At 72.7% G+C, this 12639-nt stretch carries 6 protein-coding genes and 2 pseudogenes; 5 read left to right on the top strand and 3 right to left on the bottom strand.

What is annotated here, in order from left to right; all coding sequences use genetic code 11:
- Positions 1-131: 131 nt before the first annotated feature.
- On the bottom strand, positions 132-1940 hold the full coding sequence (locus Sru02f_RS25380; RefSeq protein WP_109028569.1) for a coagulation factor 5/8 type domain-containing protein: 1809 nt from the start codon (positions 1938-1940) through the stop codon (positions 132-134).
- 264 nt (positions 1941-2204) lie between these two features.
- Between Sru02f_RS25380 and Sru02f_RS25375 the strand changes: the two genes are divergently transcribed.
- The 4 genes and pseudogenes from Sru02f_RS25375 (at position 2205) to Sru02f_RS25360 (ending at position 9012) form a co-directional block, all read left to right on the top strand.
- Positions 2205-3287, top strand: a complete 1083-nt coding sequence (locus Sru02f_RS25375; protein WP_109028570.1) for a DUF1996 domain-containing protein — start codon at positions 2205-2207, stop codon at positions 3285-3287.
- 91 nt (positions 3288-3378) lie between these two features.
- Complete coding sequence (locus tag Sru02f_RS25370; RefSeq protein ID WP_109028571.1) at positions 3379-5148, top strand: discoidin domain-containing protein; 1770 nt, start codon at positions 3379-3381, stop codon at positions 5146-5148.
- A 31-nt stretch (positions 5149-5179) separates the two neighbouring features.
- Positions 5180-7857: pseudogene (locus tag Sru02f_RS25365) on the top strand (glycoside hydrolase family 3 C-terminal domain-containing protein).
- A gap of 114 nt (positions 7858-7971) precedes the next feature.
- On the top strand, positions 7972-9012 hold the full coding sequence (locus Sru02f_RS25360; protein WP_109028573.1) for a LacI family DNA-binding transcriptional regulator: 1041 nt from the start codon (positions 7972-7974) through the stop codon (positions 9010-9012).
- A 15-nt stretch (positions 9013-9027) separates the two neighbouring features.
- Here the strand turns inward: Sru02f_RS25360 and Sru02f_RS25355 are convergent, their stop codons facing one another.
- The gene (locus Sru02f_RS25355; RefSeq protein ID WP_109028574.1) at positions 9028-9681 is read right to left on the bottom strand and encodes a TetR/AcrR family transcriptional regulator; all 654 of its coding nucleotides are present in this window, start codon (positions 9679-9681) and stop codon (positions 9028-9030) included.
- 171 nt (positions 9682-9852) lie between these two features.
- Positions 9853-11141: pseudogene (locus tag Sru02f_RS25350) on the bottom strand (ROK family protein); the annotation flags it as partial.
- A gap of 176 nt (positions 11142-11317) precedes the next feature.
- On the opposite strand from Sru02f_RS25350, the gene Sru02f_RS25345 reads away from it, so the two are divergent.
- Positions 11318-12634 carry an ABC transporter substrate-binding protein gene (locus Sru02f_RS25345; protein ID WP_109028576.1) on the top strand — a complete coding sequence of 439 codons (1317 nt, stop codon included), beginning with the start codon at positions 11318-11320 and terminating at the stop codon, positions 12632-12634.
- Positions 12635-12639: the final 5 nt, after the last annotated feature.

Genomic DNA, 12639 nt, shown 5'->3' with positions numbered 1-12639 from the left:
GTGTCACGCCTCGAAAGGGTTGTAGCGATCTTGGTAACGAGTTGATGGAGACCGAATTGGATTGCCGTTCCGTGTGACGACTTCGGCCTTCAGGCCACAGCCGGGTCCTGAAGGCCGACGTCACGTTCGCCTCAGGGGTACTGCACCACCTTCGACGGCACGGTGTCCGTCCCCGACGTGGGTGAACCGGTGTCGTTGATGACGCACTCGTACTGCCCGTTGCCGCCGAGCGACACCACGAGCAGCCCGTGGAAGCGCACTCCGGAACGGTTCGGCGCGGCGAAGCCGTGGTGCTGCACGATGGACGGGTTCACGTTGTAGTAGCAGTAGCTGCCCAGACCCCAGCCCTCGTGCTCGGTGACGTCGTCGCCGACCTTGTAGGCGGCATAGCCCTTGACCGAGCCGTTCTGGATCGCGGCCTGGTCCGGGGCGTCGTACGCCTTCTCGTTCTGGAAGAAGACCGTGCGGCCGCGCTCGCCGTTCCACTGCACGTCGTACTTGTTGAAGTGCTCCACGAACAGGCCGGTGATCAGTACGTCGTCGCCGTTGACCACCACGCCGTAGTCGGCGCGGTTGGTCTCCCAGCCGACGCCGTCGCCGTGGTCGGCGCGCCACACCCAGGTGTGGTCGACGATGGTGTGCCGGCTGTTGACGACCAGGCTCGTGGTCGCCTTGCCGGGGCCCGCGCCGCCGATCCGGACGAACACGTCCTGCACGGTGGTCGGGTTGGCCGAGTGGTCCGCGGACGCCCCCTCGGGCCCGACCTCCAGCAGCGTCGCGGAGTTGACGGGACCGGCGTCCACGAGGAATCCGGCGAGACGTACGCCGTCCACGTCGGCCACCTTCAGGGCGGTGACGCCGTTGTCGGGGACGAGGGTGGCGTAGCCGAGGCCCAGCACGACCGTGCCGGCGCGCTTCACGTCCACGGTCTGGTCGAGGTGGTAGACACCCGGGGTCAGCAGCAGGTGCAGTCCCTCCTCCAGCGCCTGGTTGAGGGTGCCCGCCGCGTCGCCGGGCTTGGCGACGTAGAACTGGGACAACGGGAGCGAGGTGCCGCGCGGGGTGCCGCTGCCCCAGGAGACGCCGCGGGCGTCGGTGCGCTTCTCCGGCAGGAACACGCGGTACTCGTCGCCGTCGAGGTACAGGAACGGCTTCTCCCGGGAGACGGGCGTCGTCTCCAGCGTCGTGTACGGCGGTTCGGGGAAGCTCTGCGCGGGCGCACCCTCCACGCCGGAGAACACCATGTTCCACACGGCGTTGAGCCAGCCGCCGACCGAGCTGTCCCGGGTGTACCACTGCTGCTGGGAGTACGGGCCGACCGTGCCGTCGATCCGGCTGTCGGCGATGTAGCCGCCGCTGGCCCAGCCGTAACCGTCGGGAGCGAGGTTGAGGCCGCCGCGCACATGCATGCGCCGGAACGGCGCGGCCTGCGAGACCGCCCACCGGTTGGTGCCGCTGACCGGGACCAGCGCGAGGTTCTCCGCCGAACGCCAGAAGTTCTGCGTGGCGTTGCCGTCGAACCACCCGGCGTCGACCGTGACGTCGCCGTTGATGGTGGTGTCGTCGGGGGAGAGGCCGAGGCCCGCGACGGACGTGTAGAAGCCGAGCTGGGCGTTGAGGCCGTTGTAGGTGCCGGGCTTGAACAGCAGCGCATAGCGCCCCGTGCCGAACTGGGCGGACTCCTGCTGTTTGAAGATCTCGTCCAGCCTGCCCTGGATGTTCGCCGTGGACGGGTCGAAGACGATGACGTTCGGCCCGAGGTCGCCACCGCCGGGCAGGGCGCGAGGGCCGCCGGGGGAGTCGGCGGCGGCGGTTCCCGCGCCGGCGAGTGAGGCCAGTACGGGTGCCGCGGCGGCTGCCGCGAGGAGGCTGCGACGCCGTACCCCGGAGGGCTCGGGCGCGGAGGAGGGTGTGGGGGAGGGCGTGGGGGAAGAGGGCATGCGGGCGGCTCTCCTTGTTCGGAAAGTGAACGAAGTGGGGGTGGGGGAGCGCTCTCTGGGTGTGCATGCTTCATCTGCGCGCACGACACGTCAAGAGTTGCGACCGTTTCTCGTGAGCTGTGTTCAACAAGTGGGGAAGCAACGTGTGTTGGCCCACCCGCAGCCGCTTCCGTTCAATCCCTTGACACCCTTCGCCGTGCCCTCAACACTCCGACGTGGGAGAGCGCTCTCCGAGAATTTCCCCGACCCTCTCAGGAGGTCTCCATGCCACGGAGATCGAAAGTTCTGTCCGGCACCCTCGTCGCGAGCGCGTTACTGCTGACCTCGATCGGCATCGGCACCGTCGCCGCCAACGCGGACACACCCGCCGCGTCCGCCCCGGCCTCCGCCGCGCACACCGGGCACACCATGGCGGTCTCGACCGCCGCCTCGCCCGAGGACCCGGACGGCGACGGCTACATCCCCGCAAACCCGCCGGTCACCGGCGTCACCCCGTCCACGAAGGAGCCGCCGCACCGCTACTTCCACGAGTTCCAGGCCAACTGCGGGGTCAGCCACACCGCGCCCGACGACCCCATCGTCTACGCCCAGCAGCCCGGGAAGTCGCACGACCACACCTTCATGGGCAACACGACGACCAACGCGTACAGCACCACCGCCTCGCTCGACGCCGGGTCCACCACCTGCCGGGCGCCCGGTGACCGCTCCGGCTACTGGATGCCGACCATGTACGACGGCGACCGCCCGGTGCTCCCGGTCGGCCCGCAGACCATCTACTACAAGGCCGGTGTCACCGACTACACCAGCGTGCGCCCCTTCCCGAAGGGCCTGCGCTACGTCGTCGCCAGCCCGATGCAGAGCGCACAGGAGTTCCGCGACCACCCCGGGTTCGTCGAGGGCTGGGAGTGCGGCGACAGCTTCTTCAACGTCGACTTCCCCACCGACTGCCCCGAACGCCAGGACGTCCAGGTCAACATCCGCTTCCAGGCGCCCAGTTGCTGGGACGGCAAGAACCTGGACACACCGGACCACAAGAGCCACATGGCGTATCCGGTGGTCAACCCCGGGACCAACAACAACATCTGCCCGGCCGACCACCCGGTCGCCCTGCCGATGATCGAGTTCAAGATGGCCTTCCCGGTCAACGGCGACCTCTCCCGGGTACGGCTGGCCAGTGGCGCGAGCTACTCGTTCCACTACGACTTCTTCAACGCCTGGGACGAGGCGACCCTGGACGCCATGGTCGGCCACTGCATCGTCGGCGGACTGCAGTGCGACGCGCGCGGCTACGACCAGACCCACCCGGAGGCCGGAGCGGCGCTCAACGAGGACTACGAGCTGCCCTGACCGCCCTCGGCCCCCGAGACCGGCCCGGCCGTCCCCGCCCCCGCCACGGCCGGGCCGACCCCCATACCCCGCAGACCGGAGACACATCCCGATGAGCCGACCCCGCACCCCCACCAGCAGACTCACCCCCGCCCGCAGACTCACCGCGCCCCTGACGGCCGGCCTGCTCACGCTCGGCGCACTCACCGCGCTGCCCGCCGCGCAGGCGCACGCCGCCGGCAGCGTCGTGAAGGTCACCGGCAGCCAGGGCAACTGGCAGCTGACCGTGGACGGCAGCCCCTACACGGTCAAGGGCCTCACCTGGGGGCCGTCCCCCGCCGACGCCGACCGGTACCTGCCCGACCTGGCGTCCATGGGCGTGAACACCATCCGCACCTGGGGCACCGACGCGAGCAGCCGCCCCCTCCTCGACTCCGCCGCCGCCCACGGAGTCAAGGTCATCGCCGGCTTCTGGCTCCAGCCCGGCGGCGGCCCGGGCAGCGGCGGCTGCGTCAACTACCTCACCGACACCTCGTACAAGGACCAGATGCTGGCCGAGTTCCCGCGCTGGGTCCAGGAGTACAAGGACCACCCCGGCGTCCTGATGTGGAACGTCGGCAACGAGTCGGTGCTCGGCCTGCAGAACTGCTACGGCGGCGACGAGCTTGAGCGCCAGCGCGACGCCTACACCACCTTCGTCAACGACGTCGCCAAGAAGATCCACGCCGTCGACCCGAACCACCCGGTGACCTCCACCGACGCCTGGGTCGGCGCCTGGCCCTACTACAAGAAGAACGCCCCCGACCTGGACCTGTACGCCGTCAACTCCTACGACGCCGTGTGCGACGTGCGCTCCGCGTGGGAACAGGGCGGCTACACCAAGCCGTACATCGTCACCGAGTCCGGACCGGCCGGCGAGTGGGAGGTGCCGGACGACGCCAACGGGGTGCCGCGGGAACCCACCGACCAGGCCAAGGCGCAGGGCTACACCGACGCCTGGAACTGCGTCACCGGGCACCGCGGCGTCGCCCTGGGCGCGACCCTGTTCCACTACGGCACCGAGTACGACTTCGGCGGCATCTGGTTCAACCTGCTGCCCGCCGGCCAGAAGCGGCTGTCGTACTACGCCGTGAAGCGGGCCTACGGCGGTGACACCTCGCGCGACAACACCCCGCCGGTGGTGAGCGGCTTCGGCGTCGAGGGCGACCCGGGCAAGGTGCAGGCCGGCAAGGACCTGGTCCTCACGGTGCGCGCCACCGACCCGGACGGCGACCCGATCGCGTACGAGGTACTGGCCAACAGCAACTACATCGACCAGAGCAAGCAGTTGACCCCCTTGCCCGTCACCGACCTCGGCGGTGGACGCCTCGAGGTCACCGCCCCCGAGCGGCCCGGCGTCTGGAAGCTGTACGTCAAGGCCACCGACGGCCGGGGCAACGTCGGCGTCGAGACCCTCTCGGCGCGGGTCGTGCCGCCCGCCGTCGACGGTACGAACGTCGCCCTCGGCAAACCGGCCACCGCGTCCTCCTTCCAGCCCAGCTACGGCGACTGCCCCTGCACCGCAGCCAACGCCGTGGACGGGAACCCGGACACCCGGTGGGCCAGCGACTGGAGCGACCCGCAGTGGCTCCAGGTGGACCTCGGCACCCGCACCGGCTTCCGGCACGTCCAGCTGTACTGGGAGTCCTCCTACGCCAGGGCCTACACCGTCCAGACCTCGGACGACGGACAGAACTGGCGGACCGTGTCCACGGTGACCGACGGCAACGGCGGCGTCGACACCCTCGACGTGTCCGGCACCGGCCGCTACGTACGCGTCAACGGCACCGCACGCGGCACGGGTTACGGCTACTCGCTGTACGAGTTCGGCGTCTACGCCTGACGCCGGGGACGAGGGGAAGGGGGAGACCCGGGTGGGGACGAGCGACGAAGAGATCGACCGGCTGCTCGGCAAACTGACACCACGCGCCCGCGCACTGCTGCTGAACGGCGCCACGACCTGGCGGACGAGGGCGGAACCGGCGGTGGGATTACGGGAGTTGGTGATGTCGGACGGCCCGGCGGGCGTACGGGGCGAGGCCTGGGACGAGCGGAGCACCTCTCTCCTGCTGCCCTCCGCCTCGGCGCTCGCCGCCACCTGGGACGAGGCGCTGGTCGAGGACCTCGGCGGCCTGCTCGCCGCAGAGGCCCGGCGCAAGGGCGTGGACGTCGTCCTCGCCCCGACCCTCAACCTGCACCGCAGCCCGCTGGGCGGCCGGCACTTCGAGTGCCTCTCCGAGGACCCCGAGCTGACCGGCCGGATCGGCGCCGCGCTGGTCCGCGGGATCCAGGCGCACGGCGTGGCCGCCACCGCGAAGCACTACGTGGCCAACGACTCCGAGACCGACCGCCTCACCGTCGACGTGCGGGTGGGCGAGCGGGCGCTGCGAGAGGTCTACCTCGCCCCCTTCGAGGCGGCGGTGGCCGCCGGGGTCCGGCTCGTCATGGCGGGGTACAACGCGGTCAACGGCACCACGATGACCGCGAACGCCCTGCTCACCGACCCGCTGAAGAGCGAGTGGGGCTTCGACGGCGTCGTCGTGTCCGACTGGGGCGCGGTGCGCGGCACGACCGACACCGCCCGCGCCGGTCTCGACCTCGCCATGCCGGGCCCCGACGGCGCCTGGGGCGAGGCGCTGGCCCGTGCGGTGGCCGAGGGCGCGGTGCCCGAGCCGACCGTCGACGACAAGGCACGGCGCCTGCTGAGGCTCGCGGCGTGGCTCGGCGCGCTGGGTGGGCGCGACGCGTCCCGGTCGCCGGTCCCGGCCGGGCCAGCCGACTCGCCGGGTGCGGACGGGGCGGCGGTCCCGGGCCCGGTGCCCGGTGCGGAGGGTCTCGCGGGCCGGGGGCCGGTGCCCGGTGCGGAGGGTCTCGCGGGCCGGGGCCGGTGCCCGGTGCGGAGGGTCTCGCGGGCCGGGGGCCGGTGCCCGGTGCGGAGAGCTTCCCGGGCCGGGACCCGGCGCACGGTGCGCAGCCGTCCGGGTCCCGGCCGCGGCGTGCCGGGGACGGGCGGGCGCTGGCCCGTCGGGCCGTCGCAGCGGGGACGGTGCTGCTGGCCAACAAGGACGTCCTGCCACTCGACCCCGAGCACCTCGGGACGGTCGCCGTGATCGGCGCGCATGCCGCGCGGACCCGTACCCAGGGCGGCGGCAGCGCGGGCGTCTTCCCGCAGGACGAGGTGTCCGTCCTCGACGGCATCCGGGCCGAACTGCGCGGCCGGGCCCGCGTCGTACACGTTCCGGGCCCCCGGCCGGACGGCCCCGCACCTCCACTGGACCCGGACGCCTGCACCGACCCGCGCTCGGGGCTGCCCGGCGTCCTGCTGCGGATGCTCGACGCGGACGGCCGCGAGCTGTACGCCGAACGGCGCCGCGGCGGACGCCTGCTGGAGCCCCGCCTGGTGCCGGGCGCGCACACCGTCGAGATCAGCGCCCGGCTGTGTCCCCGCACCGGCGGCTCCTGGTCCCTGGGCGTGGCCGGGTTCGGCCGGATGAGCCTGACGACGGACGGACGTACCCTGCTGGAGGGGGACTTCCCGCCGTCCACCGACGATCCGGCGGTGGTGCACGTCAACCCGCCCGCCCAGTACGCCACCGCCGACCTCACCGCCGGCCGGCCCACCCTGCTGGTGGCCCGGCGCGAGCTGGCGCCCGGCACCGGCCGGGCGACCGTCCTCGTCGCGGCCCCGCCCGCCCCGGACGTGACCGCGTCGCTTGCCGAGGCCGCCCGCGCGGCCGGTGCTGCGGACGCCGCGGTCGTGGTCGTCGGCACCACCGAGCACGGGGAGTCGGAGGGCTACGACCGTACGGGCCTGGCGCTCGGCGCCACCCAGGACGCGCTGGTCCGCGCCGTCGCGGCCGCCAATCCGCGCACCGTCGCCGTCGTCAACAGCGGCGGGCCGGTGGAACTGCCGTGGCGGGAGCAGACGGGAGCGGTGCTGCTGGCCTGGTTTCCCGGACAGGAGGGCGGCGGTGGACTGGCCGACGTGCTCTTCGGACACGCCGAGCCGGGCGGACGACTGCCCACCACCTGGCCGGCCGCCCTCGCCGACGCCCCGGTCACCCGCACTCGCCCGGACGGCGGCCGCCTCGACTACGACGAGGGACTGCACCTCGGTCACCGGGGCTGGCTGCGCCACCACCGCACGCCCGCCTACTGGTTCGGCCACGGGCTCGGCTACACCACGTGGCTGTACGAGGAGCTGACCGTCCCGCCGGTGACCCGGGCGGGCGACGGCCTCACCGTGCGCGTGCGGGTGCGCAACACCGGTGCGCGAGCGGGCCGGGAGGTCGTCCAGGTGTACCTGGCCCGGCCCGCGTCGACCCTCGACCGTCCCGCGCGGTGGCTCGCCGGATACGCGGCGGTGCGGGCGCGTCCGGGGGAGACGGTGACGGCGACGGTGCGCGTCCCGGCGCGGGCCCTGCGCCACTGGTCGGTGGCGGAGCACGCCTGGCGTACCGAGGCGGGGCCCTGCCGGGTGCTGGCCGGGCGGTCGGCGGGGGACGTGCCGCTGGCCGCGGAGATGGAGGTGGTGCCGCCGGCTTCCGCGTGAGGGCGGCGGACGGCGCGCGGCCGGCAGGGCGCGGCGGGAAGAGCGCGAGGACAGGGGGCGGGGGAGCGGAGAGCGCTCTACCGTGCGCCGGACCCCGCCGGTTAGGGTGCGGGCATGAGCAGACAGGCCCCGACCCTGGAGGACGTGGCCCGGGAGGCCGGCGTCTCCCGGGCCACCGTCTCGCGGGTGGTCAACGGCGTCCGCAACGTGGACCCGGCCATCCAGGACCTGGTCCGCCGGGCCATCGAACGAACCGGGTACGCGCCCAACCAGGCCGCCAGGCAGCTGGTGACCCGGCGCACGACCACCGTCGCGCTGGTCGTCTCGGGCGCGGGCGACGCCACGGACACGGAGCAGAACGCGTTCGCCACGCGGGTCTTCGCCGACCCGTTCTTCGGCCGCGTGGTAGGCGGCGTGGTCGGGCATCTGCGGCCACGCAGGATGCATCCGGTGCTGATGTTCGCCGAGACGCCCGAGGCCCGGCAGGAGGTCGTGGCCTACCTCAGGCAGGGCGGCGCGGACGGCGCGCTGGTGGTGTCCACGCACCCCGACGACCCGCTGCCCGCGCTGCTCGCCGGAGCCGGACTGCCGGCGGTGCTGTTCGCCCGTCCGGGCCGCCCCGTACCGCTGAGCTACGTCGACCTGGCCCACCGCGACGGCGGGCGGCTCGCCGCCGAGCACCTGCTGGAGCGGGGGTGCCGCCGGATAGCCACCGTCGCGGGCCCGCTGGCGGTCGCGGCCAGCCAGGAGCGCCTGGCCGGCTTCCGCGACACCCTGGCCCGGCACGGGCACCCGTACGTGCCGGTGGCCGAGGGCGGCTTCACGGTGGACAGCGGCATGGCCGCGATGACCTCCCTGCTCACCGAACACCCGGACACCGACGGTGTGTTCACCGCCAACGACCTGATGGCCCAGGGTGCCGTCCAGGTGCTGCGCGACCACGGGCGCCGGGTGCCGCAGGACGTCGCGGTCGTCGGCTTCGACGACTCCAGCGTGGCCGTCACCTGCCGGCCCCGGCTGACCACCGTACGGCAGCCCGTGGAGGAGATGGCGGCCACGATGGCACGCCTCCTCGACGACCACATCAAGGGCGCGCGCGTCGAGCCCACGTCGGTCGTCTTCGACCCGGAGCTGGTGGTACGGGAGTCGGCGTAGCGCGGGCGGCCCGGGTCAGGGGGTCGCGGCCTCGATGTGGGCGAGGTGGGCGGCGAGGATCTCCTCGAAGGCGGCGCCCCGGTCCGCGCCCAGCGGGCGGATCTCCCGGGCGAAGTGGGCCAGCGCGGGGAAGCGCTCGGGGTCGGCGCCCAGCACCGCGACCCGGAACTGCTCCATGCCCTGCTCGTGCTCCTGGGCACCGACGGCGCCGAAGCCGCCCTCGGCGGTGATCAGCGAGGAGATCAGGATCACCAGCCGGTGGTAGCGCGCCGGGATCTCGTCGTCGGGCAGGCCCGAGGCGCGCAGGGCCTGCAACACCTCTTCCATCATCAGCCGGGAGCCCGTACCGCCCGACCCGTGGCGCCCCCAGACCGCGGCGAGCTGCGGCTGCCGCCCGAAGGACTCCCGCAGACGCAGTGCCACGGCGGTGAGGCGCTGCTTCCAGTCGCCCTCGGGCCGGTAGCCGTCCATGGCGGACAGCAGGATCCGGTCCGCGACCGCGCGCAGCAGTTCGGTCTTGTTGCGGAAGTGCCGGTAGAGGCTGGAGGAGTCGGTCCCCAGCGACGCGGCGAGCTTGCGCACGCTGAACGTCTCGGCGTCGCCCGCGAGCAGCAGCTCCGCCGCGGCGTCCAGGATCTGCTCGGTCGACCAGCGCCTTCGGCCTGCCATCTCGTCGTTCTCCCTGTCGCTAATGGTCGCCTCCGGGTCGCTCCGCGGTCGCTCCGGGCCGCCCTCCCCGGCCGCGCATCCCGGCCGGCTCAGCCTAGTCCACGCACCTGCCGCTGCACGCGCCGCGCGCACGGCCTCAGCCCCCGCCCCGCTGCGCCGCCAGCCTCCCCCGAGAGCGGCCCGCCAGGCCGGGGCCGGCGCGGGGAGTCGACCGGCGGACGCCAGCCGCCGCGGGCGAAGAACGCGGCCAGGGGCAGGATCGCGGCGCCCACCGTCACCGCGTCGGGCCCGAGGCGGCCCAGCGCGATGCCCACCCGTGCGGCGGGGTGCCGCAGGGCGTGGGCGAGCGTGTGGGCCCGGACGGACTCCAGGAAGGCCGGGCCCAGTTGGAGTCCGGCCCAGCCGCCCACCAGGACCCGCTCGGGCTGGAAGAGGTTGACCAGGTCGGCCAGCCCCGCGCCCAGGTACTCGGCGGTCTCGGCGAGCACCCGCGACGCCACCGGGTCCGGTTCGCCCCCGTCCCCCGGCCTGGCCGCGGACAGCATGGCGGTCAGCGCGGCCTCCTCGTCGACGCCGGACGGCGGCTGTCCACCCGCCTCCCGCCACCGCGCGAGCAGCGCCTCCGCCCCGGCGTACGCCTCCAGGCAGCCCCGTGCGCCGCACCGGCAGCGGCGCCCGCGCACTTGTACCGTCAGGTGCCCCCACTCCACCGCACGTCCTTGCTCGACCTCGTGGGTGACGACGCACGCGCCGACCCCGGAGCCGAAGAGCACGACCACGGCGTTGCGCGCGCCGCGTCCGCCGCCGAACCACATCTCGGCCTGCCCCAGCGTCCTGGCGCCGTTCTCGACGAACAGCGGTACGTGCGCGGGCAGTCGGCCCGAGTCGCGCAGCAGCGCCTCCAGCGGGACCGCGTCCCAGCCGACGGTCTGGCCGTGCACCAGGGTGCCGTCGGCCGTGCGCTCGACGATTCCGGGGACACCGATGCCGACCCCCAGCAGCTCACCGCCGCCCTGCGCCCGGCCGTCGGCGCGGTCGGCGCCGAGCACCTCCGCGACCCCGTCGAGGATGTGCCCGGCGACGACACCGACGTCGTAGGAGCGCGACCCGTGTCCGGGCAGCGCGCGCTCCGCCCGGGCGAGTTCGGACATCGACAGGTCGAACAGCTCCACGCGTACGCGGGTCTCGCCGACGTCGACTCCGACGAGGCGCCCCCGGTCCGCCGCGACCCGGACCAGGGTGCGCGGCCGGCCGCCGTCCGCGCCGAGGGTGCCCGCCTCCTCCACGAGTCCGTCGGCCATCAGTTCGGCGACCACGTTGCTGACGGAACCCGAACTCAGGGCGGCCGCCGAGCCCAGCGCGAGCCGGCTCATCGGCCCGTCGAAATACAACCGTTGCAGAACGCTGCTGCGGCTCTCCCGCCGCAGGTCACGGACCGTGCGCCCGCCGTGCCTGGCCATCCGGCCCCTTCCTCTGCCGCCCCCGCGCGCCCCTCGAACGTGCGAGAGACCTTGACGAGTCTTTCTCTCGGGGTTTAACTCACGTCCTAAATTAAGCCATGAGGGGCTTCGGAAGGGAAACAGCCGAAGCCGCCGTCGGGACTTCCCGACCGACTCCCGGAAGGAACCCAGGAGCCATGCGCAGCATCCGAGCCGCGGCCGTAGGCGCCGTCACCATGTCTCTCGCACTCGCCGCCACGGCCTGCGGAGGGGGCTCCTCCTCGGGCGGCGGATCCAACGACTCGCCGAAGGAACTCACCTACTGGGCCTCCAACCAGGGCGCCAGTGTCGAGGTCGACAAGAAGGTCCTCCAGCCCGAACTCGACAAGTTCGAGAAGGAGACCGGCATCAAGGTGAAGCTGGAGGTGGTGCCCTGGTCCGACCTGCTCAACCGGATCCTCACCGCCACCACCTCGGGACAGGGCCCCGACGTCCTGAACATCGGCAACACCTGGAGCGCCTCCCTCCAGGCCACCGGCGCCCTGCTGCCCTGGGACAGCAAGAACTTCGAGAAGATCGGCGGCAGGGACCGCTTCGTCGACTCCGCGCTCGGCTCCACCGGCGTCGAGGGCCAGGACCCGGCCGCGGTCCCGCTGTACTCGATGGCCTACGCGCTCTACTACAACAAGCAGATGTTCGCCGACGCCGGCATCACCAAGCCCCCGGCCACCTGGGACGAGCTGGTCGAGACCGGCAAGAAGATCTCCAAGGACGGCAAGTGGGGCCTGGGCGCCGAGGGCTCCAACCTGTCCAACAACATCCACCAGGTCTTCGTCCTCGCCAAGCAGCACGGCGCCGACTTCTTCACCGCCGACGGCAAGCCCGACTTCACCTCCGAGGGAGCCGTCGCCGCCGTCAAGCAGTACGTCGACCTGATGGCGAAGGACAAGGTCGTCGCACCCGGCAACGCCGAGTACGCGCAGAACCAGTCCCTCAGCGACTTCGCCAAGGGCAAGACCGCGATGGTGCTGTGGCAGACCGCCTCCGCCACCTTCAAGACCATGGGCATGAAGGACGACGAGTGGGGCGTCGCCCCCGCGCCCGTCCCGTCCGGCGCGCCCGGCGCCGGCAAGGCCACCAACTCCATGGTCGCCGGCATCAACATGGCCGTCTTCAAGAACAGCGACAACCTCGACGGCGCCACCAAGTTCGTGAAGTTCATGACCAGCGACGCCGAGCAGAAGCTCCTCAACAAGGCCTACGGCTCCATCCCGCCGGTCAAGGCCGCCCAGTCCGACCCGGCGTTCAACACCCAGGGCACCACCGTCCTGCGCGAGACCCTCGCCACCAGCGCCGCGGCCCTGCCCCAGGTGCCCGACGAGTCGCAGTTCGAGACCGCGGTCGGCACCGCCGTCAAGGAACTGTTCGCCGACGCGGCGAACGGACGCGAGGTGACCACCGAGTCCGTCAAGGAGAAGCTCGCCAAGGCACAGCAGCAGATGCCCAACAAGTGAGCACC

It is taken from the genome of Streptomyces rubrogriseus (assembly GCF_027947575.1).
In the GTDB taxonomy this organism is placed as follows: domain Bacteria; phylum Actinomycetota; class Actinomycetes; order Streptomycetales; family Streptomycetaceae; genus Streptomyces; species Streptomyces rubrogriseus.
Note: the sequence above shows the minus strand (reverse complement) of the source record. Positions and strands in the feature narration are given on the sequence as shown.

Excerpts from the sequence above, each read along its gene's own strand:
- Sru02f_RS25380 (WP_109028569.1), bottom strand. The coding sequence starts at position 1,940 with ATGCCCTCTTCCCCCACGCCCTCCCCCACACCCTCCTCCGCGCCCGAG.
- Sru02f_RS25375 (WP_109028570.1), top strand. The coding sequence starts at position 2,205 with ATGCCACGGAGATCGAAAGTTCTGTCCGGCACCCTCGTCGCGAGCGCG.
- Sru02f_RS25370 (WP_109028571.1), top strand. The coding sequence starts at position 3,379 with ATGAGCCGACCCCGCACCCCCACCAGCAGACTCACCCCCGCCCGCAGA.
- Sru02f_RS25360 (WP_109028573.1), top strand. The coding sequence starts at position 7,972 with ATGAGCAGACAGGCCCCGACCCTGGAGGACGTGGCCCGGGAGGCCGGC.
- Sru02f_RS25355 (WP_109028574.1), bottom strand. The coding sequence starts at position 9,681 with ATGGCAGGCCGAAGGCGCTGGTCGACCGAGCAGATCCTGGACGCCGCG.
- Sru02f_RS25345 (WP_109028576.1), top strand. The coding sequence starts at position 11,318 with ATGCGCAGCATCCGAGCCGCGGCCGTAGGCGCCGTCACCATGTCTCTC.